This is a genomic window from Mahella australiensis 50-1 BON (assembly GCF_000213255.1).
GTDB lineage: Bacteria > Bacillota > Clostridia > Mahellales > Mahellaceae > Mahella > Mahella australiensis.
The window spans coordinates 959,234-982,905 of sequence record NC_015520.1 but is presented as its reverse complement, the minus strand read 5'-3'; the positions used below and the strand labels follow the sequence as shown (position 1 = coordinate 982,905).

Annotated in this window: 24 protein-coding genes and 1 other RNA gene; all 25 read right to left on the bottom strand. The window is 44.3% G+C overall.

Going from position 1 to position 23,672, the window contains the following annotated elements; translation table 11 throughout:
• Nucleotides 1-5 precede the first annotated feature (5 nt).
• The gene (locus MAHAU_RS04710; RefSeq protein ID WP_013780573.1) at nucleotides 6-2,186 is read right to left on the bottom strand and encodes an FtsK/SpoIIIE family DNA translocase; all 2,181 of its coding nucleotides are present in this window, start codon (nucleotides 2,184-2,186) and stop codon (nucleotides 6-8) included.
• A gap of 91 nt (nucleotides 2,187-2,277) precedes the next feature.
• Nucleotides 2,278-2,496: a YlzJ-like family protein gene (locus MAHAU_RS04705; RefSeq protein ID WP_041643856.1), complete on the bottom strand. Its 219-nt coding sequence runs from the start codon at nucleotides 2,494-2,496 to the stop codon at nucleotides 2,278-2,280.
• Nucleotides 2,493-3,200 (bottom strand): ClpP family protease, encoded by a 708-nt coding sequence (locus MAHAU_RS04700; RefSeq protein WP_013780571.1) that lies wholly within the window; start codon nucleotides 3,198-3,200, stop codon nucleotides 2,493-2,495. Before MAHAU_RS04700 ends, MAHAU_RS04705 begins: the two co-directional genes overlap by 4 nt.
• Before the next feature lie 107 nt (nucleotides 3,201-3,307).
• Nucleotides 3,308-3,898, bottom strand: a complete 591-nt coding sequence (locus MAHAU_RS04695; protein WP_013780570.1) for a dipicolinate synthase subunit B — start codon at nucleotides 3,896-3,898, stop codon at nucleotides 3,308-3,310.
• Nucleotides 3,840-4,784, bottom strand: a complete 945-nt coding sequence (gene dpsA, locus MAHAU_RS04690; RefSeq protein WP_013780569.1) for a dipicolinate synthase subunit DpsA — start codon at nucleotides 4,782-4,784, stop codon at nucleotides 3,840-3,842. Before dpsA ends, MAHAU_RS04695 begins: the two co-directional genes overlap by 59 nt.
• Nucleotides 4,785-4,851: 67 nt before the next feature.
• Nucleotides 4,852-6,186: an AAA family ATPase gene (locus tag MAHAU_RS04685; protein ID WP_013780568.1), complete on the bottom strand. Its 1,335-nt coding sequence runs from the start codon at nucleotides 6,184-6,186 to the stop codon at nucleotides 4,852-4,854.
• Between the two features lie 15 nt (nucleotides 6,187-6,201).
• Nucleotides 6,202-7,455: a serine hydroxymethyltransferase gene (locus MAHAU_RS04680; protein ID WP_013780567.1), complete on the bottom strand. Its 1,254-nt coding sequence runs from the start codon at nucleotides 7,453-7,455 to the stop codon at nucleotides 6,202-6,204.
• A gap of 133 nt (nucleotides 7,456-7,588) precedes the next feature.
• On the bottom strand, nucleotides 7,589-7,918 hold the full coding sequence (gene trxA / locus MAHAU_RS04675) for a thioredoxin (protein WP_013780566.1): 330 nt from the start codon (nucleotides 7,916-7,918) through the stop codon (nucleotides 7,589-7,591).
• Nucleotides 7,911-8,378 carry a SoxR reducing system RseC family protein gene (locus MAHAU_RS04670; RefSeq protein WP_013780565.1) on the bottom strand — a complete coding sequence of 156 codons (468 nt, stop codon included), beginning with the start codon at nucleotides 8,376-8,378 and terminating at the stop codon, nucleotides 7,911-7,913. Before MAHAU_RS04670 ends, trxA begins: the two co-directional genes overlap by 8 nt.
• Nucleotides 8,379-8,387: 9 nt before the next feature.
• A complete protein-coding gene (locus MAHAU_RS04665) occupies nucleotides 8,388-8,669 on the bottom strand; it encodes a metal-sensitive transcriptional regulator (protein ID WP_041644346.1) in 282 nt (93 codons plus the stop codon).
• A 105-nt stretch (nucleotides 8,670-8,774) separates the two neighbouring features.
• The gene (locus MAHAU_RS04660; protein ID WP_013780563.1) at nucleotides 8,775-9,494 is read right to left on the bottom strand and encodes a tRNA threonylcarbamoyladenosine dehydratase; all 720 of its coding nucleotides are present in this window, start codon (nucleotides 9,492-9,494) and stop codon (nucleotides 8,775-8,777) included.
• 65 nt (nucleotides 9,495-9,559) lie between these two features.
• A non-coding RNA gene (ssrS, locus tag MAHAU_RS15340) (6S RNA) lies at nucleotides 9,560-9,742 on the bottom strand.
• Between the two features lie 68 nt (nucleotides 9,743-9,810).
• Nucleotides 9,811-11,598, bottom strand: a complete 1,788-nt coding sequence (gene aspS / locus MAHAU_RS04655) for an aspartate--tRNA ligase (RefSeq protein WP_013780562.1) — start codon at nucleotides 11,596-11,598, stop codon at nucleotides 9,811-9,813.
• An 11-nt stretch (nucleotides 11,599-11,609) separates the two neighbouring features.
• Nucleotides 11,610-12,872, bottom strand: coding sequence for a histidine--tRNA ligase (hisS, locus tag MAHAU_RS04650; protein ID WP_013780561.1), 1,263 nt, complete (start codon nucleotides 12,870-12,872; stop codon nucleotides 11,610-11,612).
• Nucleotides 12,873-12,934: 62 nt separating this feature from the next.
• Nucleotides 12,935-13,105: a helix-turn-helix domain-containing protein gene (locus MAHAU_RS15710; protein ID WP_013780560.1), complete on the bottom strand. Its 171-nt coding sequence runs from the start codon at nucleotides 13,103-13,105 to the stop codon at nucleotides 12,935-12,937.
• Nucleotides 13,106-13,133: 28 nt separating this feature from the next.
• Nucleotides 13,134-13,769: an MBL fold metallo-hydrolase gene (locus tag MAHAU_RS04645; protein WP_013780559.1), complete on the bottom strand. Its 636-nt coding sequence runs from the start codon at nucleotides 13,767-13,769 to the stop codon at nucleotides 13,134-13,136.
• The gene (locus MAHAU_RS04640) at nucleotides 13,766-15,925 is read right to left on the bottom strand and encodes a RelA/SpoT family protein (protein ID WP_013780558.1); all 2,160 of its coding nucleotides are present in this window, start codon (nucleotides 15,923-15,925) and stop codon (nucleotides 13,766-13,768) included. Before MAHAU_RS04640 ends, MAHAU_RS04645 begins: the two co-directional genes overlap by 4 nt.
• 34 nt (nucleotides 15,926-15,959) lie before the next feature.
• Nucleotides 15,960-16,484 carry an adenine phosphoribosyltransferase gene (locus MAHAU_RS04635; protein WP_013780557.1) on the bottom strand — a complete coding sequence of 175 codons (525 nt, stop codon included), beginning with the start codon at nucleotides 16,482-16,484 and terminating at the stop codon, nucleotides 15,960-15,962.
• Nucleotides 16,485-16,501: 17 nt separating this feature from the next.
• Nucleotides 16,502-19,009 carry a single-stranded-DNA-specific exonuclease RecJ gene (gene recJ, locus MAHAU_RS04630; RefSeq protein ID WP_013780556.1) on the bottom strand — a complete coding sequence of 836 codons (2,508 nt, stop codon included), beginning with the start codon at nucleotides 19,007-19,009 and terminating at the stop codon, nucleotides 16,502-16,504.
• Between the two features lie 36 nt (nucleotides 19,010-19,045).
• Complete coding sequence (gene secF / locus MAHAU_RS04625; RefSeq protein ID WP_013780555.1) at nucleotides 19,046-19,939, bottom strand: protein translocase subunit SecF; 894 nt, start codon at nucleotides 19,937-19,939, stop codon at nucleotides 19,046-19,048.
• Nucleotides 19,936-21,201: a protein translocase subunit SecD gene (gene secD, locus MAHAU_RS04620; protein WP_041644344.1), complete on the bottom strand. Its 1,266-nt coding sequence runs from the start codon at nucleotides 21,199-21,201 to the stop codon at nucleotides 19,936-19,938. Before secD ends, secF begins: the two co-directional genes overlap by 4 nt.
• 62 nt (nucleotides 21,202-21,263) lie before the next feature.
• The gene (gene scfB / locus MAHAU_RS04615; protein WP_013780553.1) at nucleotides 21,264-22,628 is read right to left on the bottom strand and encodes a thioether cross-link-forming SCIFF peptide maturase; all 1,365 of its coding nucleotides are present in this window, start codon (nucleotides 22,626-22,628) and stop codon (nucleotides 21,264-21,266) included.
• A gap of 61 nt (nucleotides 22,629-22,689) precedes the next feature.
• Entirely contained in the window at nucleotides 22,690-22,830 is a 141-nt protein-coding gene (gene scfA / locus MAHAU_RS15335; RefSeq protein ID WP_013780552.1) for a six-cysteine ranthipeptide SCIFF, read from the bottom strand.
• Nucleotides 22,831-22,874: 44 nt separating this feature from the next.
• Nucleotides 22,875-23,291 carry a TIGR04086 family membrane protein gene (locus MAHAU_RS04610; RefSeq protein WP_013780551.1) on the bottom strand — a complete coding sequence of 139 codons (417 nt, stop codon included), beginning with the start codon at nucleotides 23,289-23,291 and terminating at the stop codon, nucleotides 22,875-22,877.
• 70 nt (nucleotides 23,292-23,361) lie between these two features.
• Complete coding sequence (gene yajC / locus MAHAU_RS04605) at nucleotides 23,362-23,670, bottom strand: preprotein translocase subunit YajC (protein ID WP_013780550.1); 309 nt, start codon at nucleotides 23,668-23,670, stop codon at nucleotides 23,362-23,364.
• Nucleotides 23,671-23,672 lie beyond the last annotated feature (2 nt).

Sequence of the window (23,672 nt, the reverse complement as noted above, 5' to 3'; positions counted from 1 at the left end):
TATTCTCAACCTCCCGTTTTGTTCATGTCGTTTATCTGTTCTTCGGTTATCAATACCTGACGAGGCTTTGACCCGTCGTATGGACCTATATAGCCCCTCGCCTCCATCTCATCGATCAGGCGCGCTGCCCTCACATAACCTATGCGCAGGCGCTTTTGCAGGAAAGAAACCGATGCCTGTTGATATTGTACCACCATCTCCAATGCTGTATTAAACAATTCATCCTCATAGGCCGCGTTATCACCATGATCATTTTGAGATGAGGAGCTTATCTCCTCCATTATCGCCATGTCATAATCGGCCTGCTGTTTATCCTTTATGGCATCGACGACGCGTTCTGCCTCTTTTTCCGACACATACGCTCCTTGTACACGCATTGGCTTGGCCGCTCCAATTGGGTAGTAGAGCATATCGCCTTTACCGAGCAGTTTCTCCGCCCCTGCACCGTCTAATATAGTGCGCGAATCCACCTGCGATGAAACGGCAAAGGCTATACGCGAAGGTATATTGGCCTTTATGACACCGGTTATAACATCCACAGAAGGCCGTTGAGTGGCTATAACGAGATGTATGCCGGCCGCTCTCGCCATCTGCGCCAATCGGCATATGGCATCCTCAACCTCGCCTGGGGCCACCATCATCAGATCGGACAGTTCGTCGATTATGACGACGATTTGAGGCAGCGCCTCTTTGGGCGCAACCATTTCATTATATCTGAATATATCTCTCGTGCTCTTATCAGCAAACAATTTATACCGGGATGTCATTTCCTGCACAGCCCAGTTCAATGCGCCGGCGGCTTTTTTAGGGTCAGTAACCACAGGTATAAGCAGATGAGGTATACCATTGTACAGGCTTAATTCCACTACCTTTGGGTCTATCATAAGCATCTTGACCTCTTCGGGCGATGCTTTATACAATATACTGGTTATAATCGCATTTATACACACGCTTTTGCCTGAACCTGTAGCGCCTGCTATCAAAAGGTGTGGCATTGAGGACAAATCGCCTATTACGTTTCTGCCCGCTATATCCTTGCCCAGGCCGAACGCCAGCTTAGAAGGGTGATTTATAAATTCTTTGGATTCCAATACCTCGCGCAACAATACAGGCGATATATTTTCATTGGGTACCTCTATGCCCAGCGCCGCTTTACCGGGTATAGGCGCTTCTATTCGTACCTCAGGAGCTGCGAGGTTCAAGGCTATATCATCAGCCAGGTGTATTATACGGCTTACCTTTACGCCCGGACCGGGTTGAATCTCATATCGCGTTATAGCCGGCCCCACGCTGACCTGCAACACTTTTGCGCTGATACCGAAACTGGCCAATGTGTCTTCCAGCATCTTGGCACTGCTCAATACATCGTCCTTGCTCTTGGTCTGACGTTGCCCCTTAGCAGCCGACAGAAGCTCCAAAGAAGGAAAACTATAGGCCGTGTTAGGTGTGATTTTGCTCGGATGACCTATCCCTATCTCTTCTTTCTGCTGAAAGGCAACGATTTTTATATCCGATTGCTCGGGAGGTATATTTTGCGGCATTATTTGCGCATTTTCTGCTTTGCGATTTTTTACAGTCGCAGACTCTTCAGCGCTTTGTTGTTCTTCTCGAACGACCGTTTTTTTTAAACCGGCTAATTTACCAACCACATGTGCTATCGTCGCACTGACAGACCAACCCGTTAAAGCCATAAGCAATAAAATTACAGCAGCTATTGCTACTATATAGCTACCGGCTATACCAAATAAACGTATTAAAACAAAAGCGATGATCGAACCTATAAAGCCTGTACCCTTTGCCATCAAACCGTTGCTTATTCCGTTGCTGATATACGTGGAAAACGAGGCATCTATGGCTGTATTTTGGGGCAAAAACCAAATCTGTATCAGACCTAATATCATGGCGCATAAAGACGTAAACATGGACAGGCGGGCATAGTTCACCCTCTTGCCCATATCCATGAGAAATAATACTCCTATTACAGCTATAGCTACTGGCAAAAGGAAAGCCGCTATGCCTATGACAGCAAACCACAGATCCCGCCATTGCGAACCTATAATGCCCGCAGCTTGCGTGTATACGCTTACAAAGGTAAAGGCCGCAACGGCCAATATGCCTATGCCTATCCATTCGCGGTTTCGATTATCTATAGTATTTTTCCGTTTAGTATATTTCTTCTGCGCCAATATAAACCACCATACCTATTATTCTTGTTACTGGTTAATTATATCATCGCACAGTTTATATTTCCAGTATGAGTTTATATTTTTGCTGTTTTTATACGAGCGTTATAATGCTGCCCGGCTGGAAATGCTCATCAAGATATAGCATCGGATCGGTGCTCAACAGTCTCTCTATCCTGTACCTGCCGTCGCTTTGGCGTATGGCCTCCATAACTACGCCATTATAATTTATGATTTCCCTTTCTTTAATCTTCGCGCCTTCCTCTGTACCCTTGAACACTATTTCCAAAGGAATAATAGTGTAAAGCATCATGCCTGCTTCCTTTCATCTATCAATTGTTTAAGCTTTATTATAGCCTTGGATACCCCTCCTATTTCATCGATTAGGCCGCATCTAGTAGCCTCTTCACCTATCAGGACCGTTCCTATATCGTTGGCCAATTCACCTGTTTTAAGCATGTATTCCTTCAATTTATCTATTGTTATGTGAGAATGATCGCATATAAACTGCAGTATCCTGTCCTGCATTTTATTAAAGTATTCGTAGGTTTGAGGCACCCCTATTATCATGCCGGACATGCGAATGGGGTGTATGGTCATTGTGGCTGACGGTACTATGAATGAGTAATCAGTGCTTACCGCCAGAGGAACGCCTATGCTGTGACCGCCGCCCAACACCAATGATACCGTCGGTTTAGACAATGTGGCTATCATCTCCGCCAATGCCAGACCAGCTTCTACGTCTCCACCCACGGTGTTAAGCACGACTAATAATCCCTCTACTTCCCTGCTCTCTTCTACAGCCACCAATTGCGGTATTACATGCTCATATTTTGTAGTCTTATTTTGAGGTGGTAAAACTATATGTCCCTCGATCTGTCCTATAATGGTCAAGCAATGTATATTGCTGTCCCTCGTGGCCGTTAATCCGTTATTGCCCATATCTGCAACCGACTTGTTATCTATGGATTCGGGTGGTTGTGGCGGCGTTTCCTGTTTAATTATATTATTACTCATACAAGTATTTTTCTCCTTAAATGCTAGGCTTTTTATCAGTATACCTTTATACAATGCGGATTATACGAAAAGCCCTTTGAATGATACCATCCAAAGGGCTTTTTGAGTTATATGACCGGTGCCAGCATAAGCGGCTCCAATTGTCTGTTTTCCAGCGCTGCTTCTATTGCTGGTATTATGAGGTCCATATCGGCTACGACAGAATTTTGTTTTTTAACTGGATCGTCTTGTCGAAATGGCACCAAAAATACATTTTTCATTATAAGCACAGCACCGAGGTTTCTGGCATTGTTCCCCAATATATCATTAGAGGATATGGCTATCACAACCGGTCTCTGGTTTCGCAAATGAGATTTAACTGCCATGAGCACAGGCGTATCGGTTATTCCATTGGCCAATTTAGCCAAGCTGTTACCCGTACATGGAGCTACTACCATAACATCCAGCAATTTTTTCGGCCCTATTGGTTCTACGTCGGTTATAGCCGTCAAGGGCTGTTTTCCAGTTATATTTATCAGTGCGTCAAACAACTGTTGTCTGGTCATAAACCTTGTATCAGCAGTAGATACGACATTTGATAGAATAGGTATCACATCAGCGCCAACATCGACCATTTTCTGTATTTGAGGAAGCACCTTGTCAAATGTGCAAAATGAACCCGTCATGCCCATGCCTATCCTCTTGCCCGTCAAGCTCATCGCATTTCGCCTCCTCAATACCGTTTTCCTTGCATATGGACATTGCCGTATCCCATATAAACTGTGCCGATGTCAAGGGAGCTACCTTACCCGGCAGCCCTGGGCAAAACATGGTTTTTACGCCATATTCCTTAGCTGCAGCAAAATCCACGCCACCCGGATATGATGCCAGATCTATAATAAGGCATGAATTTTTAATCTTGGCTAATTGCTCGTCTTTCAATATCACAGATGGTATAGTGTTGAATATCATGTCCTGTTCATGTAAAACATTATCGATTTTAGAGGTATGAATCGGAACAGCGCCATAAGCACTGATCCACGCTAAATCCTCCGGCTTTCTGGCCGTAGCCGTCACTTTAGCGCCTATCGCTATCAAGAGTTTAGTTAATACACTGCCCAAACGGCCGAAACCCAAAACCAGGCAGCGGCTATTCCATATGGTTATACTGGTATTCTCCATCGCTATCTGTAAGGCTCCCTCAGCAGAAGGAATGGAATTCAAGACAGCGAAATCCTCGCGTGTCATTATATCAGCTATATGAAAGCCGCCATACATGGCCGCGTTAATCATATTAATATCGGCTTTGCCCATTATGACCAACGTTCCCGGCTTGATATGTTTTAATATATCTGCTATATATATATCTTCACCGCCGTATCTAGCATTTAGATGAACACCATCAGTACTGCACGGTATAGGCATAAATATAAGCTCAACATCAAATAGATCGGGCGCTAATCGATCATATGATTTCACTTCTGATGGAAGGGTCAACAATTTATCAAAACCGTATACACGGACCTCGAAACCATTTTTATTTATGATATCGAGCAGCGCTACCTGCCGGTCATCGCCACCTATGACCGATATTACCTTATTCATATTATTACACCTCCCGATCCTTAAGATCTAATTACATATTATGAATAAAGAGGTGTAATGGTGAACGTCAGCTTTCAGAAGACGTGCGTATCCCGATATGCGTTAAATAATCTTTTATATGTTTTTCATAACCGTTGTCGCTAGGCTCATAATACACGGTACCGATCAGACTGTCCGGAAGATATTGTTGCTTTACGTAATGCTCCGGATAATCATGTGCGTATTTATATCCTACACCATGCCCCAATTTGCCCTCTCCATCATAGCTGGAATCCTTAAGATGATCGGGCACGCCGGTGTCACGCTTATTCTTTACATCGGACAAAGCCTTATCTATAGCCATAACGGTAGCATTGCTTTTAGGAGCACAAGCTACATACGTTGCAGCATGAGTTAATATAATCTGAGACTCCGGCATACCTATGAACTGCACAGCATGAGCTGCCGCCATAGCTATAAGCAGGGCTTGCGGATCAGCATTGCCCACATCTTCGGAAGCACATATGACGATACGCCTGGCTATAAACTTAGGATCCTCACCGGCATTTATCATTTTAGCCAGCCAGTATACAGCCGCATTCGGATCCGAACCGCGCATGCTCTTTATAAAGGCGGATATGGTATCATAATGATTATCGCCCGCTTTATCATAGCGCAAAGCTCGACGCTGTATACATTCCTCAGCTACTCCCAGATCTATATGGATGATGCCATCATCGGACGGCGGTGTGGTAAGAAAGGCTATCTCCAGAGCATTTAAGACGCTGCGTGCATCGCCGTCAGCCATATTCACTATATGGTCGATAGCATCATCTGTTATTTCAATGGCATAATTGCCAAGCCCTCTATCCTTGTCGGCTAATGCCCTTTTTAATATTTCCTTTAAATGTTTCTCCTTCAAAGGGTAAAGTTCGAAAACCGTGGAGCGTGATAACAGTGCTGAATTAACTTCAAAATACGGATTTTCTGTGGTAGCCCCTATCAGTATAATGGTACCTGCCTCTACATGAGGCAGGAGAGCATCTTGCTGGGCTTTATTAAAGCGATGGATCTCATCGATAAACAGTATAGTGCGCTGACCGTACATACCCAATCGTTGTTTGGCCTCGTCGATAAGCCTGCGGACATCGGCCACACCGGCCGTCACGGCACTTAGCTGTTCAAAATGGCTCTTAGTAGTATTGGCTATAACCCGAGCCAATGTGGTCTTGCCAGTACCGGGAGGTCCATAGAATATAACCGATGAAAGCCTGTCCGCTTTTATAGCACGATAAAGCATACGACCGGGAGCTATTATATGCTCCTGACCTACAAATTCCTCCAATGTACGAGGTCGCATGCGTTCAGCCAAAGGAGCTTCTTTCTTTAATTGTTTGTTTCTATTATAATCGAATAGATCCATCAAAGGTCATCCCATCTATTTTACAACTACATCTTCATAAAGTGGAAATTGAGCGCAAAGCGCCGATACACGCGCTTTTAGCACTCCTAAATCGGCGTTGTCATCGCTTAAAGCTTCGGCTATTATATCAGCTATCTCTGACATCTGCGTTTCTTTCATGCCGCGCGACGTCACAGCCGGCGTGCCTATGCGCATGCCACTGGTGATAAACGGTTTCTCGGTATCAAACGGTACTGCATTTTTATTGACCGTTATGCCTATGCTATCCAAACGCTCTTCGGCATATTTACCTGTAATACCCTTATTATGCAGGTCTATCAGCATCAAATGATTATCGGTTCCACCCGATACCAATTGAAATCCACGTTGCATAAGAGCATCGGCCATGGCTGCGGCATTAATTATTATCTGTTTCTGATATTCTTTAAAAGATGGCGTAGCCGCTTCCTTAAAGCATACAGCTTTAGCGGCTATAATATGCATGAGCGGGCCGCCCTGTGTTCCCGGAAATATAGCCTTATCTATAGCCGCTGCCAAATCCTTCTTGCACAATATCATGCCGCTGCGCGGGCCTCTCAATGTTTTGTGAGTTGTAGTAGTAACCACATCCGCATAAGGCACCGGATTGGGATGCAAACCGGTAGCTACTAGTCCGGCTATGTGGGCCATGTCTACCATCAGATAAGCACCTGATTCATCCGCTATATTGCGAAATTTGTCGAATTCTATAATCCTTGGATAAGCACTTGCCCCAGCTACTATTAGCTTGGGCTTATGCTCCAGCGCTAAGCGCCTAACTTCATCATAGTCTATGTAACCTGTATCGCGCCTGACGCCGTAAGACACTATATTGTAATATTTACCAGAAAGGTTGACCGGACTGCCATGCGTCAAATGGCCGCCATGTGAAAGATTCATTCCCAGTATGGTATCGCCGGGATTTAAAAGGGCAAAATAAACAGCCAGATTGGCCTGAGCACCAGAATGAGGTTGCACATTGGCATGTTCGGCTCCAAATAAGGTCTTGGCTCTCTCACGAGCCAGATCTTCCACTACGTCTACGTATTCGCATCCGCCATAATAGCGCTTACCCGGATAACCCTCAGCATATTTGTTGGTAAGATGACTTCCTGCTGCTGCCATGACAGCAGGGCTTACAAAATTCTCAGAGGCTATCAGTTCTATTTTATTCCTCTGCCTGTTCAATTCATCCTCCATAGCTTTTGCTACTTCGGGGTCGGTATCATATATAGTTTTTAGGTCTATCATTCAAGGACTCCTTCCATATTCGCTTATATGATAATTATAGTCAGTGTACTTCCTATTTACAAGGGTATAAATATAGGCTGGCTTATCACCAGCCTATATTTATGGCTATTCACCTAACTTGATAACTGGCTATTCACAGCGCTTGCTGTATGAATCGTTCAAAATCCGCTTTGGGCCTCGCGCCTATAATTTTATCCACCGGCTGACCATCTTTGAACAGATAAATGGTCGGTATACTCATTATACGGTAACGTTCAGCTATAGAGCGTTGTTCGTCCACATTGACCTTACCAACCTTTATCTTACCGGCATAGTCTGCTGCCAACTCATCTATAATGGGAGATACCATGCGGCACGGTCCACACCAAGCAGCCCAGAAGTCTACCAGCACCGGTTTGTCGGATTTCAACACCTCATCGTCAAAATTATCCGCCGTCAATGTTATAACATTGTCATCAGTCATACAATCCGTCTCCTTTCTCGTTTTTATCTTTATAAATTACACGCTTTATGGTCGGAATATACCGTCCACTTTTTCTGATACGCGGTTCAAATAGCTTTATCAAGCCAAAGGAAAGTGCAGCTAAGGCTATGCCCGTTATAGCGCCGTATATATCGCCGCTTTGTGCGCCGAGAGCTCCTGCCAACCAATAACCCAGCGCTACACCTGCTAACAACGCTATCAATGGTATAACATAGATTATAAAGGTGGCTGACAACAATCTGCCACTTCCTAACTCTATCTGGACCTCATCGCCTACTTTGGCGTTTATAGTATTATCCACTGTAAGTATCATTTGCTGGTTTCTGTCGGCAAACCGGCATGCACCGCATTTATCGCAAGCATCAGACCTTTGAATGCCTATCTTGGCCTGTGTACCATTCAATTCCAAGACCACACCTGTTTCTTCTACATCGGCCATAAATATCCCTCACTTCATAAATTTTAACACCACATCTACCAGCTCGTCAATCATTTCAGAGCTTTTTTCCTTATCATCGGATAATACAGCACCTTTTACACATCCCATCGCATGGGATTTTAACAGCATACCCCCGACTTTATTTATAGCCGCCTTAGCGGCTGCTACCTGCGTCAATACATCTACGCAATATTTATCATCCTGTATCATCTTTTGTATTCCCTTTACCTGGCCTTCGATCCTCTTCAGCCTATTGAGCAAATCATCCTTTTGCTCTTGATACGAATTCATATGCTCATGCGCCAAAATTTATCACCTCGCATATATACCCTGATAGGGTATGGTATATTTATATTATATAGCATAGTTTTCTCAATATCAACATTATTTATGTCGCTACATCGATTTATAGCCTATGAGATCCTTTACAACTTCTCCGGCTATGATGAGTCCCGCTACAGAAGGCACAAAGGATATACTGCCCGGAATTTGGCGTTTATTTGAATCTCCTTCTATAGAACCCTGTGGCTTAATAGGCGGTTCAGTGGAATATAAGACCTTAAGATGGTCGATGCCGCGTTTTTTTAGCTCGCTTCGCATAACCTTAGCCAACGGGCATATGGAGGTATCATATATGTCGGCTATTTTAAAAGCTGTGGGATCGAGTTTGTTGCCTGCACCCATACAACTTATTATAGGTATGTTCTTTTGTTTACAGGCTAGCACCAATGCTATTTTAGCCGATACGGTATCCACAGCATCCACCACATAATCAAAATCATCGCTTATTATGCCGTCCACATTGTCGGAAGTAATGAATTGCTGTATAGCTGTCACTTCTACGTTCGGGTTTATATCCAGCATTCTTTCTTTCATAACTTCTACTTTGGGCCTACCTACAGTTTTATGAGTGGCATGGATTTGACGATTAATGTTGGTCAAACAAACAGTATCGTCATCCACCAACACAAAACGGCCTATATTTGATCGTATCAGCCCTTCGACGGCGAAACCGCCTACACCGCCTATCCCACATATGGCTACTTTTTTATTTTTAAGTATATTTAACGCCTCTGAGCCTATAAGAAGCTCAGTGCGTGAAAATGGATGAAGCATGATCCTTCCCTTCCGCAAATAATATATAAAAAAGGCAGCTTACGCTGCCTTATCATACAACACAATACATCCCCACCGTGCCGTGTCCATGGCCTCAATGAACCTGCCCTCAGCAGGTGGGTATCCTCCTGAATGTTTTATATGTCCTCGTCATGAGGCGTATATGCCACATCCAGAGACCGGATTCCCTTTCGTTCATACGTTGGCTCATATGAAACGCCATATCATCACGCACACAGCAGGGAATTATTCTGCTCCGTCGTTCAACTATATAATATCACAAAATGTAGCGGTTTTCAACAACAATAATTTGCCATTACTGTTGTTGCCGCACCCTTATATGAAGCTCTCTTAGTTGTTTCTCGTCCACAGGCGTCGGTGCTTCGGTGAGCGGACAAGAAGCATTTTGCACCTTAGGAAAGGCTATGACATCGCGTATGGTATCCAGTCCCGCCAAGAGCATTACAAGGCGATCCAGTCCATATGCCATGCCGCCATGCGGCGGAGCCCCGTATTCGAACGCTTTGAGCAAGAAACCAAATCTTTCCCATGCATCTTCTTTTGAAAAGCCTAATACTTCGAACATTTTCTGTTGAAGTTCGGTGCTGTGTATCCTTATACTGCCTCCGCCTATCTCGTTTCCGTTTAATACCATATCATAGGCCTTCGCCCTGGCTTTCCACGGTTCGCTATTCAACAGCGATATATCCTCATCCATCGGCGAGGTAAATGGATGATGTTTGGCTACATAGCGTTTTTCCTCCTCGCTGTATTCCAAAAGCGGAAACTCGGTTACCCATAAAAGGTCATAACGGCTATCGTCTATGAGGTTAAGGCGTTTACCTAGTTCCAGTCGCAATTGGCCCAACGAATCGAATACTACCTCATCTTTATCGGCTACAAATAAAAGTAAATCACCTGCTTTGGCATCCATACGTCCAAGTATACCATCTATCTCATCTTGGCTTAAAAACTTCGTTATAGGTGATTTTAATTCGTCGGCTGTAATGGTTATCCACGCCAAACCTTTAGCCCCAAACGTCTTCACAAAATCGACCAATGCATCCAATTCCCTGCGTGCGAACTTATCAGCTCCATCTATCACATTTATACCGCGTACGCTACCGCCGTGAGCTACTGCATCGGCAAACACCTTAAACTGGCTCGATCGTACTATGTCACTTATATCTTTCAGCTCTAAGCCGAAGCGGGTATCGGGCTTATCGGAACCATAGCGTTCCATAGCCTCTTTATATGTAAGGCGTTTGAGCGGCAATGATATATCCATGCCTATGGCGTCCTTAAATATCCTGGCTATAAGCTGTTCGTTCAGCGCTATTACGTCCTCTACATCGACGAAAGACATTTCCAAATCTATCTGCGTGAACTCAGGCTGTCTGTCGGCTCTAAGGTCCTCATCCCTAAAACACCTAGCTATCTGAAAGTATTTATCAAAGCCAGATATCATTAAAAGCTGCTTAAAAAGCTGCGGAGATTGTGGCAACGCATAAAATGAACCTGGGTGCAAACGGCTGGGTACAAGATAGTCTCTGGCGCCTTCAGGCGTGCTCTTTGTGAGCATAGGCGTCTCAACCTCAATAAACCCTTCATCGGATAAGAAATCGCGTGTAATCTTAGATACTTTATGACGAAGCATAAGATTGCGCTGCATATCTGGTCTGCGCAAGTCCAAATAACGATATTTAAGGCGCAGTATCTCCGACACGTTTATATCATCTTCTACAGGAAACGGCGGCGTTTCAGAACGCCCTAAGACCTTGAGCTGACGCGCCCTTATCTCTATTTCTCCGGTGTTTATTTTAGGATTTACAGTATCCTCCGAGCGACGAACCACATCGCCGACCACTGCTATGACATATTCGTTGCGCAGCGCCTGTGCTTTATCAAAAGCATCGGCATCGAAGATCTCATTAAATACTACCTGTACTATACCGGTCCGATCTCGTAAATCTATAAATATAACGCCGCCCAAATCACGGCGCCTTTGCACCCATCCCATAACCACTGCGCTTGTATCCACATCGCTGAGCCGCAGTTGGCCGCACATATGCGTGCGCTTTAATCCTCCCAATAACTCGTCCATTAAATTTCCTCCTAATGCAATAAACTATGCAGCCGCTCTGCAATATTATCAAGTTCCATACGTTGTTCTTGGCCTGTACTCATGTTTTTGCATGAAACATGACCGGAGGCCATTTCATCAGAACCTATAACCAGTACATATTGGGCTTTAAGCTTGTCGGCATACTTAAATTGCCCTTTCAGGCTCCGAGCTACATGATCTATCTCCACAGATATATCGCGTTTTCTCAACATTGACGCTAATCCTATCGAATAGTGGTATGCCTGCTCCCCCACTGCTGCTATAAACAAATCCGGCCCTTTTGGCACAGGTATAATAATGCCTTGGCTATCCATACACAAGAGCAAACGTTCCAATCCCATGCCAAACCCTGCGCCAGGTATCGATGGACCTCCGCATTGCTCTACCAGGTCATCGTAGCGGCCTCCGCCACATATAGTACCTGGAGACCTTTCATCGGTAGATAATATTTCAAACACAGTCCGCGTATAATAATCCAGTCCGCGCACTATTCTAGGATCAATCTCATATTTATAACCCATAGCCGATAGATAATCTTGAAAGCTGTCAAAATGCTTTTTGCAATCATCGCATAGATAATCGACGATATCAGGCGCATCAGTCAATACCGCCTGGCAGCCTTTCTCCTTACAATCCAGTATCCTCAATGGATTCTTATCGTAGCGCGAACGGCATGTGTCGCATAACTGATCAAGACGATCGGCCAGATAGTCCATAAGCGCTTTATGATACACAGGCCTGCATTGTTTACACCCTATGCTGTTAATATGGATTTCAAGGTCTTTTAATCCCAAATCATTCAATAAAGACATAGCGAGGTCCACTATCTCCGCATCTATGGAAGGACCATAGCTGCCAAAAGACTCTACACCGAATTGATGATGCTCTCTTAAACGGCCGGCCTGAGGACGCTCATACCGAAATATAGGAGAAAGATAATACAGTTTTATAGGTTGGGCTTCAGCATAAAGTTTATGCTCTATATATGCCCTAACAACACCGGCTGTCCCCTCCGGCTTCAACGTTATGCTTCTGTTACCTTTGTCCTCAAAGGTGTACATTTCCTTCTGCACTATGTCAGTGGTGTCGCCCACACCCCTTTGAAATAGCTCGGTATGCTCAAAAACAGGCGTACGGATCTCCTTATACCCGAATAATGCGGTCCAGTGCCGTATGAAAGATTCTACATATTGCCATTTATATATTTCATCAGGCAGCACATCTTTAGTGCCGCGAGGAGCATTTATCACCATGCTTTACCTCCAAAAGATTTTATACATATAATTATAGATTTTAGATAGCATGGCGTCAACCTCTATATGTCTTTTTCCAAATCTTTCTTCAAGCGTCGTACCGTTTCAGGGTCTATGTCAAATTGTTCTGCTATGGTTCTGTCATCAATGCCTTCTTCTATCATATCCATCACCTCAGTAACTTCTACGTCTGTAAGATCTTTATATCGATCATCGAACCCATCTTTGCTCATAAACCTTACCTCCACCTTCTAATTTCGTTTACAGATCCATATCCGTTAAAAACGGATTGCTCACCCTTTCATACTTAATAGTAGACGAAGGACCGTGACCAGGATATAAAATAGTATTATCATCTATATTCGTTAAAATACGATTTAAAGAAATTCTCATCTCGTGTTCATCACCACCAGGTAAATCGGTACGACCTATAGATCCGGCAAATAATGTATCGCCGGTAAATAAACAATCCCTCATTTGAATACATATACTGCCCGGAGTATGCCCGGGCGTATGCATGATATGCGCTTTAGAAAAACTCATATCGATAGTATCGTTATCTGTCAAAAAGCCGTCTGGGACCATCGATACTGGATTCATACCCAATAAATGCGCAAAGGAAGAGGCTTCGCTATCAGTTATCATAAAGGAGTCATCTTTATGGATTAATACTTTAGCGCCCGTAAACTTTCTTAAGTAGGGTACTGCGCCGACATGATCCGGATGCCCGTGCGTCAGTATTATATGCGTAATTGCTAATTTATCTTGTGCTACAACGCCGTATATTCTCTCCCCTTCATCACCCGGATCGATTATAACTGCCGAATTATTGTCATCATATACGCATATATAGCAATTCGTCTGATATATGCCGACACGTAAAACTTTGACTTTCATGAGGCATTAACCCTTTCCACGCTTATGACCTTAGGCAATTTTCTCAGTTGTCTCATCAGCTTGTCCAACTGCTGTAAACCGGTTATCTGTACGGTCAGATTTATAACTGCTATGCCATCCTGTCTGCTTTTGGCATTTACAGATGTTACCATTATTTTGGATTCGCTTATGGTATTGGTAATATCGGCCAGCAGGGCGAAACGATCCTGCGCCGTCACCTGCACACCTGCATCATATGCCGCTTTCGGCGCCTCATCCCACTTAACATCTATCAAACGCTCGGGTTCAAACGCCCCGCTTCTCACATTGGGACAATCCTTTCGGTGAATAGATATGCCTCTGCCACGAGTTATATAACCTACTATTTCATCGCCGGGGACTGGATTACAGCATTTGGATATCCTCATCATAACATTGTCGATATCACTTACTTTTATCGTAGCAGGCGTTGACTGTTTAGACTCCGGCATAGCTTTGTTGATGGTTTCAATGATTTTTTCATCACTTTGCTGCGTTTGACGATAGTATTCTACCAGTCGTGATAATACCTGATGAGGGGTTAAAGCCCCATAGCCTACCGCTGCATATATATCATCAAATGAACGAAAGCTGTATTTTTTTATTATAGGTTCTATCCACTCGGGTTTTGTAAGTTGGCCGAGCGAAAGCCCATATTTTTTGGCCTCTCTTTCCAGCAACTCATGACCTTTTGCTATGTTTTCCGCTTTTTGCTCTTTTTTAAACCATTGATTTATTTTGCTCTTAGCTTGGGATGTTTTAACTATCTTTAACCAATCAAGGCTGGGCCCTTTTACCGTCGGCGATGTCAGTATTTCTACTATATCGCCAGTCTGCAATTCAGAATCGAGCGGCACTATCTTGCCGTTCACTTTGGCCCCGATACATCGATTGCCTACAGCGCTGTGTATGGCATAAGCAAAGTCAAGCGGTGTAGAGCCTTTTGGCAAATCGATAACATCGCCTTTAGGCGTAAAAACTAAAACCTCATCGCTAAATAAATCGACCTTTAATGATTCCACGAATTCATCGGCATCGCGATCATCGCTTTGCCACTCTAGTATCTGCCTCAACCATGCCAATTTTGAATCCAGGTCAGTATTTTTCAAGCGGCCCTCTTTATATTTCCAATGAGCCGCTATACCATATTCGGCTGTTCTATGCATATCCCACGTACGTACTTGTATCTCAACGGGTTCTCCTTGTGGGCCCACTACGGTTGTATGCAAAGACTGATACATATTCGGCTTAGGCACAGCTATATAATCCTTGAATCTACCGGGTATCGGTTTCCATATAGTATGGATGAGGCCGAGCACGGCATAGCAATCGCGTACGGTATTCACTATTACCCTCACGGCCATAAGGTCATATATTTGCTCAAAAGCCTTGCCCTGGTATTTCATCTTCTTATATATGCTGTAAAAATGCTTAGGCCGACCATCCACAGTTGCTTCAATGCCTGTTTCAGCAATTCTTTCTTTGAGCGCTGTTATGACCTGGTTTATATATTCTTCCCTTTGCTTGCGTTTAGCAGCTACTTTATCGACCAGATCATAATATGCTTCTGGATCCAGATACCGCAACGAGAGATCTTCTAATTCCCACTTTATTTTGAATATACCCAAACGATGCGCCAGAGGTGCATATATTTCCATGGTCTCCTGGGCATTCCTAAGCTGGCTTTCTTTATCCAGATATCTGAGCGTGCGCATGTTATGGAGGCGATCAGCCAGCTTTATCATTATCACCCTGACATCCTTGGCCATGGCTATAAACATCTTGCGCAAATTTTCAGCTTGAGCCTCTTTTTTGCTCTGAAACTCTAGTTTGCCCAGCTTTGTAACGCCCTCTACAAGGTCTGCGATTTCCTTGCCAAAAAGCTTTGCAAGATCATCATACGTATAATCAGTATCCTCTAAGACATCATGCAACAAACCAGCGCATATCGTAGAGGCATCCATGCCGAGATCTGCCAATATCAATGCTACCTGAACAGGATGAATGATATATGCCTCACCCGACACACGCGCTTGTCCTCTATGAGCGTTCTCGGCAAACTCATATGCTTTATTTATATATTCTACATCTTCCGAAGTATAACTCTGCTTTAACCTATCGTATAAATCTTTATCCATATATTAAAGGACATCTCCATAGTGTAACTCCCATTCAATAATCAAATTGGATGAGCGATTTTATATCGCAGTCCTTGAATTCACTCAAGCGCTCTCTACCGGCGAGATCGGTCAACTCCATAACAAAACGAATGGCTACGACTTCTGCGCCAAGGCTTTGCACAAGCTTGACGACCGAATAAGCTGTACCGCCCGTGGCCAACAGATCATCAGCCACTACCACTCGTTGGCCAGGTATGATAGCGTCTCTGTGTATCTCCAGCGCATCGGTACCGTATTCCAATTCATATTCATATTTTATCGTGGCGGCCGGTAATTTACCCGGCTTGCGCACCAATACAAAACCAGCGTACAACTCATAAGCCAAAGGTGCCCCGATAACAAAGCCTCTGGCTTCCGGCCCTACCACCAAATCTATATCATTCAATCCGGCTGCCAATTCTTTTATGACGTAATGATAGGCTTCTTTATCCTTAAGCAACGTGGTTATATCCTTAAAGCTTATCCCTTTCTTGGGGAAATCAGGTACTATACGCACTTTTTCTTTCAACCCATCCATGGCAAAACCCCCATTTTTCAGTTATATTTAATTTTAACATACTTTTCGAAATCTTTAAATGCTTTTTGCAAACGTTCCATAGCGCTATAGATGGCATTATCACGCAAATCCATCCTTTTGCTGTAAGGCAGCATGCATATGTATACCATGCCATCAGATAGCATGCTATATCTGAGCAAGTTTAATTGCTGGAAAATATCTAATCCCTTTGTTAGTTTATGCACAGTAATACCAGCAGCCTCTATCAAAAGATCGGCTTTTATGTTATACTGCACCGAACGACGTGCCGCATACCTGAGTGCCTTATATAAGCTCTCCATATCACCGCGCGATAAAGCCCATTGCTTTAGCATTTCAATATTATCTTTCAGTTGGTCCACCCCGAAAATTATGTGGAGTTCCTGATCGGTTATTTTATCAGCTAATTTCAGAATATAGCTAGCGCTGAAAGGTACATCATAGAGTATTACATGGGTAAACGGTTTAAGGTTTAATGTCGATAATTCAGCATTAACTAATATACGGTTATACACCACCGAGTCATTGCCAGCCGAGTTATAATGCATATCCATGATTTCCAATGCCTTGCGTTCCTTCAACATATGGAGCAAATGAGCTAGTTGGCCCTGTGTATTGACCAGTATCAGATTATTGATATTATCAGATACATGCTCGAGCAACCATTGGTCTCTCTGTTCCAAATGAGGGCTCGATCCCAGCACATCGTCTATAAAGGACATATCACCTAACACTTCAATGTTATCAGCTATAAAGCCATCGGTTATATTATCGTAGTATTGGCATATAAAAGCGTCCAAATTTTGCTTATCGATAGACGGCCTTATATGGGCTGCTTTTAGCTGTACCTTTTGCACACCATTCCATGTATTAAGCCCTAAAGAGCCTATCACGTCCAATCCCTGACAGCAACATAACTCTTGATATTTATTGCCGTTACGGAATGCTATACAATCGAGATCGATCCCATCTTGCGTCAGGCAAAGCTTTAAATGGGCTTTATCGGCACCGACCTCCCGCATATCCTTAAACGAAGCTGCGCTTATCAGAAATGCAGGCTCCTCATTAGCATCTCCGAATGGTTCAAGAAGACTCAATTCATCCAATGCCGCGGGCGAAATATCTTCGATATTTATACTGGCATCATAATGGATAAGCGGCATGACATCCTGAGGCGAAAGCACATCGGATAAAATAGCATTGAGCTTTCGACGCAAGGCATTGATATCCTCTTCCAATATAGAAAATCCGGCAGCCTGAGCATGCCCGCCGAAAGCTACAAAGTATTTTCTGCATTGAACAAGTGTTTGATAAAGATCCAATGATGATATGCTGCGCGCCGAACCATGACCCATACCTTCGGATAGCGCTATCATAAGCACCGGCCGATGATACATCTCAGCCAGCTTGCCCGCAGCTATGCCTATCACTCCTTGATGCCAGCCCTCTTTAGCCAATACTATAGCGAAATCACGCCTTAAATCCACGGTATCATCGATCATCCCGATGGCCTCTTGAATGATCTGCCTCTCTATCGACTGGCGCTGACGGTTGTCAGCGTCCAAATCTTTGGCCAATGCTGCAGTTTCATCCGCATCTTGGCTCATAAGCAGCGTTAAACCTTTTATAGCGCTGCTCATACGCCCAGCAGCGTTCAGCCTCGGCGCTAATTGAAACGCTATATGTTCGGTATTTATGCAGCTTATATCATCTTTTAAGCCCGCTGCCTGCCATAAAGCCTTTATACCCAACCTCGTATTATCCTTTATGCGCTGCAGGCCGTATTTTACTATTACCCTATTTTCACCCACAAGAGGGACTATATCGGCTACTGTACCCAACGCCGCTATGTCTATATAATCCATAGCAGCATCCAAGCCTATCAGCGCGCATCCCAGTTTAAATGCTACACCTACGCCTGCCAATGAGGCAAATGGATAGGTTGCATCAGGCCTATGAGGATTGACCACTGCCTGAGCATCGGGCAGTTCGTCCGCACAATGATGGTGATCAGTCACAACCACCTGTATGCCCAATTCATGCGCCAGTTTCACCTCTTCTACAGCAGTTATGCCGCAATCGACCGTTATTATCAGGCCCACGCCTTGATCATGGAGTTTGTATATGGCATCGCTGTTTAACCCGTAACCCTCGCTGAATCTATCAGGCAAATAAGGTATGGCCTCAGCACCCATTTCACGCAATATGCTCAGCATTATAGCGCTGGATGTTATACCGTCGACGTCATAGTCGCCATACACAGCTATTTTGGCGCCGCTTTGAACAGCACCCTTTATGCATCGCACAGCAACATCCATGTCAGGCAAAGCATACGGATCATGCAACTGCGATAAAGACGGATGCAAAAACGCAGCAGCAGTTGCCTCGTCGGTTATACCCCGCTGCCACAATAATTGAGCCAAAAGCGGCGATACATTAAGTTTACGAGACAAATTTTGAATCATATCATAATCGGGATTTGAAACTATAGGCTTGTAAATATACATTACCCACACCCTTAAGCAAAGCGGCAGGCCGGAAGCCTACCGCTTGTGAACCGCTGCCTTTTCCATAGCATCTCTTTGGGTCCATGTCGCCCATATTGGGCTGGCTATGAATATCGAAGAATATGCACCGCTTACAATACCCACTATTATAGGCAACGCGAACTCTTTTATAGACGGTACGCCGAATATATACAGCGCCGTTATGGTAAACAACGTGGTCAAAGTCGTGTTTATTGAACGGGCCAGTGTCTGCTCTATGCTCATATCAGCCAGTTCAAACGGGTTCATCTTCTTTTTGCCCAATTTACGTCTGTTCTCACGTATACGATCGAATACCACTATGGTATCATTTATTGAATAACCAACTATGGTGAGCACCGCGGCCACGAAAGGCGTGTTGATCTGCGTATTGGTTATGGCCACCACAGCCAGCATTATAAGAGCATCGTGTACCAATGCTATAATAGCGGCCACGCCAAAACGTATCTCAAATCGTATCCATATATATATGAGCATTAGAACACAGGCTATGGCTATGGCATATATCGCGTTGCGCGTGAGCTCGCCGCCCACTGTCGGGCCCACCTTTTCAAGCGAAAGCACTGCGCTGTCATCGATGCCATATTTTTCTTTCATATCGTTTAATATCTGCGCCTGCACTTCATCGTCGTTGGGCACAGAGGCTATGCGTATTAACACTTCCTGGTTGTTATCCCCTGCTTCCGATACATAGGCATCTATATTATGAGCTTTTATTATAGCCCTTATATCCTCAACATCATAACTTTTGCCTATGTTTATCTCCATCAGCGTGCCGCCGCGGAAATCTATGCCGAAATTTAAGCCCCTTATCAGCATAAAGGCGATGCCCACAACTATAATGGCTATGGATATACTGTACCATATCCATCTTCTCTCTATGATTTTCATTGGGCAACCTCCTTTACGCCATAGACTTTAAGATTTTTGATGCCAAAATCCATTACCAGTTTCAACAGATAACGCGTTACCACCACAGCGGTAAACATGCTGACTATTATACCTATGATCAATGTAACGGCAAAACCCTTTATAGTGCCTGTACCATAAACAAGCAGTACTACCCCCGCTATGATGGTAGTTATATTGGAATCCAATATAGCGCTCAAAGCCCTGTGAAAGCCTGCATCGACAGCCGCGCCGAGCGTCTTGCCGGACTTTAATTCTTCTTTCAACCGCTCGAATATAAGCACATTGGCATCCACTGCCATGCCTATCGATAATACTATACCGGCTATACCTGGCAAGGTCAGCGTAGCACCAGTTCCAGCCAGCACTAAAAACACCAATAATATATATGTTACCAGCGCTATATCGGCTACCAGGCCGGGTAAACGATAATACAGCAGCATAAACAACAATACCGCCGCCACGCCTATAGCACCGGCCAATACGCTGCGTTCCATGGCACCGGCACCCAGCGTGGCCTTTATAGAACGCATTTCTATAACCTCCACCGGTACTGGCAGTGCACCGCTTTGTATAAGGTTGGCCAGATTAGCTGCCTCTTCCATAGATGCCATGCCAGTTATCTGTGCCTTACCATTGGGTATTTCGTTCTTTACCATAGGCGACGAGATTACCTGATCGTCGAGCACAATACTTATGGTCTTCCCTAAATTGGCTCTGGTTCCCTCGGCAAACTTTTTAGCGCCTTCATCGTTGAGCTCCAATGCCACCACAGGCTGGGTAATACCCGTATCATCCGCACCATATTCAGGTTTAGCTGACCTTACATCGCTGCCGGTAATTATGACGTTGCCCGCTTCATCCTTGAATTCGAGCTTTGCAGTACGCCCGAGCAAATCCTGCGCTTCCTGCAGGTCGGTAGTACCCGGAATCTCGACGCGTATGCGCCTTTCACCCTGCTTAGCTATAGTGGCTTCGGTCAGGCCTTTGCTGTCCAGTCGATTTCTGAACACGCCTATAACGCCGTCTATTTTGCTGTCCAAATCAGGTTCGTTGTCCGATACCTGAGCTTCATATACAAGATAAACGCCGCCGCTTAAATCCAGACCTTGTTTTATAGCGCTTCCCAGCGGTTTAACGACGTATATACCTATATTCAAGCCCGCTATGGCTATATAGGATACGATAGCTAAAATTAAAATAAATACTATGAGGATAACCAAGCTCCTCGTTTTTCGATTCAACTGCTTTATACCTCCCTCTGCATTTATTACCATGATATTATACTTCTTATCGCGTGAACTCGTCAATGCCTGTCCCTATTCAAAATTGCTTTTATAGCCAAAGCGCATTCTATGCGTTTTTTCTCCATAGCACAATATAATTCGTACGGCTGACCTATATCGCCGTTAAACATATAAGCATTAGCTGCGCACCCGCCGCTGCAGTAAAAACGTGCCCAGCATTTCCGGCACTCCGGCTTATTGTATATATTGCACTGAGCGAAACGCTGCTGCATATCGGTATTTATGGTGTCTTCCATGACGTTACCCATTATAAAGTCAGCGTTGCCCACGAACTGATGGCATGGATAGATATCGCCTGCCGGCGTCACAGCTATATACTCGCTGCCGGCGCCACAACCGAGCAAGCGCTTGGCCACACACGGACCTTGTTCCAAATCGATCATGAAGTGGAAGAAATTAAACGGTTTACCTTGGCGTATGCGATCGAGATATTCATCCACTAATCTATCGTATTGTTCGAATATATATGGCAAATCATCCTGTGTCAACCCATATGGCTGGTCTTTGGCCACCACCGGCTCCACCGAAACCTGATCGAACCCCTTATCGACTATGTGCATAACGTCCTCTGCAAAATCTAAATTGCGCTTTGTAAAGGTACCGCGTATATAATAATCGCCATGCTTGCGGTTATCTACCAGTGACTTGAATTTAGGCATTATTATATCATATGTTCCTTTGCCGTTTATAGTCTTTCGCATGGCGTCGTTGATAGCCGGTCGACCATCCATGCTCAACACAACATTATCCATATTATCGTTTATATATTTGATTTTTTCTTGATCCAGCGCAATGCCATTGGTAGTCACGGTGAAGCGTATGTGCTTACCGCTGCTTTGTTCCAGTCGACGGCCGTATTCCACTATATCCTTCATGGCATCGAAATTCATAAGCGGTTCTCCGCCGAAAAAATCCACCTCAAGATGGCGGCGGGAACCTGAGTGACGCACGAGGAAATCCAGAGCCGCCCTGCCTGTATCGGCCGTCATCAGCGTGCGTTGTCCACCGAAATCACCGGTAGAAGCAAAACAATAGCTGCAGCGCATATTGCAGTCGTGCGACAGATGAAGGCACATGGCTTTTACAACGTGTAGCCTATCATCGCTTTGGAAAAAGGTATCATAATCTTTATCGTCGCTATACAGCATACCGTCAGCCCTCAATTGATCCAATTCGGACAGTGCCTCGGCTATATCTGATTTTTCATATTTATATGCTAATTTATCAACGATCTGCGCATTATCGGTCGTCCCATAATATTCCAATATATCCCATGTCAAACGATCGACGCTATGTACTGCGCCACTGTTAACATCTATCACCATATAGATACCGCTTTGATAAAATCTGTGAATTTGTTGCATTATCTCTCCCTCAATAGAAATATAATAATGCCATCCATCAAAGATGAATGGCATTTCAGAATCAGTTGTTCTGACATACTTGATTGGCTACTGTGCAAGATGTCTTGCAGGCCGACTGACAGGATGCCTGGCATTCACCGCAACCGGCTTTGGACAAAGTATCCTTTAGCACAGCTTTGTTCAACGTCTTTATATGTCTCACTCTTCATCCCTCACTTCGCATTATTTGTTTTTACTGCACGATTATCATTTGCTCTTTAATGTGACGCCTATTATACCACCTATCGCTCCCGCAACAAAGGCCATGAAAGCATCGTTTAACATAGCGCTAAATAATATGGGTTCAGAGGAAATTATAGAGGTTATAATAAGCGCAAGCAATATGTAAATTAATCCGGCTATGCCGCCTTTAAGCCAGCCTCTGGAATTCGTGGCAACAGAGGCTAACAAGCCTGCTATAGCCACACTTATAATCTTTATGGTCTGCACTGTCGGCGGTATAGTAGATTCCTGCACCTTCGAACTATTTATGACAACAGCGAATATTATAAAACACAAAAGCGATATAACTACACCCCATAGAGCGCTTCTTATTATAACCCATATATCATACGCAGGAATCCCACGCTCTTCGACAGTCCTTCCACGCCTGTAATCAGCCATATATATTCCCCCACATCTTATTATCAGTAATAATCTATGCAAAGGATATGAGGGAATATTACTGTTTCTTCTAGTCCGCGGTCTCCGGATTTTCTACCTCTTTTACAGCCCATCGAGCTATAACAAGTTTGGTTTTGTCGGAACCCGTTTCTATAGTTAGTACTTCATCTTTTATGGATACTATCTTGCCATATATACCGCCTATAGTGGTTATATTATCGCCTACTTTTAACGCCTCCAGCATTTGGCGCGTTTCTTTGTCCCGTTTCTGCTGCGGCCTTATAAGGAAAAAATAAAAAACAACCACTAACAGTATAAGTGGAACAAAGCTGGCTATCAAAGCCCCGGCACCACCTGTCGGCACTGTTCCTTGAGGCACAT

What these genes read in the sequence shown, in the direction of transcription:
- MAHAU_RS04705 (WP_041643856.1), bottom strand. Translation starts at nt 2,496, where the DNA reads ATGATGCTTTACACTATTATTCCTTTGGAAATAGTGTTCAAGGGTACA.
- MAHAU_RS04700 (WP_013780571.1), bottom strand. Translation starts at nt 3,200, where the DNA reads ATGAGTAATAATATAATTAAACAGGAAACGCCGCCACAACCACCCGAA.
- MAHAU_RS04695 (WP_013780570.1), bottom strand. Translation starts at nt 3,898, where the DNA reads ATGAGCTTGACGGGCAAGAGGATAGGCATGGGCATGACGGGTTCATTT.
- dpsA (WP_013780569.1), bottom strand. Translation starts at nt 4,784, where the DNA reads ATGAATAAGGTAATATCGGTCATAGGTGGCGATGACCGGCAGGTAGCG.
- MAHAU_RS04685 (WP_013780568.1), bottom strand. Translation starts at nt 6,186, where the DNA reads ATGGATCTATTCGATTATAATAGAAACAAACAATTAAAGAAAGAAGCT.
- MAHAU_RS04680 (WP_013780567.1), bottom strand. Translation starts at nt 7,455, where the DNA reads ATGATAGACCTAAAAACTATATATGATACCGACCCCGAAGTAGCAAAA.
- trxA (WP_013780566.1), bottom strand. Translation starts at nt 7,918, where the DNA reads ATGACTGATGACAATGTTATAACATTGACGGCGGATAATTTTGACGAT.
- MAHAU_RS04670 (WP_013780565.1), bottom strand. Translation starts at nt 8,378, where the DNA reads ATGGCCGATGTAGAAGAAACAGGTGTGGTCTTGGAATTGAATGGTACA.
- MAHAU_RS04665 (WP_041644346.1), bottom strand. Translation starts at nt 8,669, where the DNA reads ATGAATTCGTATCAAGAGCAAAAGGATGATTTGCTCAATAGGCTGAAG.
- MAHAU_RS04660 (WP_013780563.1), bottom strand. Translation starts at nt 9,494, where the DNA reads ATGCTTCATCCATTTTCACGCACTGAGCTTCTTATAGGCTCAGAGGCG.
- aspS (WP_013780562.1), bottom strand. Translation starts at nt 11,598, where the DNA reads ATGGACGAGTTATTGGGAGGATTAAAGCGCACGCATATGTGCGGCCAA.
- hisS (WP_013780561.1), bottom strand. Translation starts at nt 12,872, where the DNA reads ATGGTGATAAATGCTCCTCGCGGCACTAAAGATGTGCTGCCTGATGAA.
- MAHAU_RS15710 (WP_013780560.1), bottom strand. Translation starts at nt 13,105, where the DNA reads ATGAGCAAAGATGGGTTCGATGATCGATATAAAGATCTTACAGACGTA.
- MAHAU_RS04645 (WP_013780559.1), bottom strand. Translation starts at nt 13,769, where the DNA reads ATGAAAGTCAAAGTTTTACGTGTCGGCATATATCAGACGAATTGCTAT.
- MAHAU_RS04640 (WP_013780558.1), bottom strand. Translation starts at nt 15,925, where the DNA reads ATGGATAAAGATTTATACGATAGGTTAAAGCAGAGTTATACTTCGGAA.
- MAHAU_RS04635 (WP_013780557.1), bottom strand. Translation starts at nt 16,484, where the DNA reads ATGGATGGGTTGAAAGAAAAAGTGCGTATAGTACCTGATTTCCCCAAG.
- recJ (WP_013780556.1), bottom strand. Translation starts at nt 19,009, where the DNA reads ATGTATATTTACAAGCCTATAGTTTCAAATCCCGATTATGATATGATT.
- secF (WP_013780555.1), bottom strand. Translation starts at nt 19,939, where the DNA reads ATGAAAATCATAGAGAGAAGATGGATATGGTACAGTATATCCATAGCC.
- scfB (WP_013780553.1), bottom strand. Translation starts at nt 22,628, where the DNA reads ATGCAACAAATTCACAGATTTTATCAAAGCGGTATCTATATGGTGATA.
- MAHAU_RS04610 (WP_013780551.1), bottom strand. Translation starts at nt 23,291, where the DNA reads ATGGCTGATTACAGGCGTGGAAGGACTGTCGAAGAGCGTGGGATTCCT.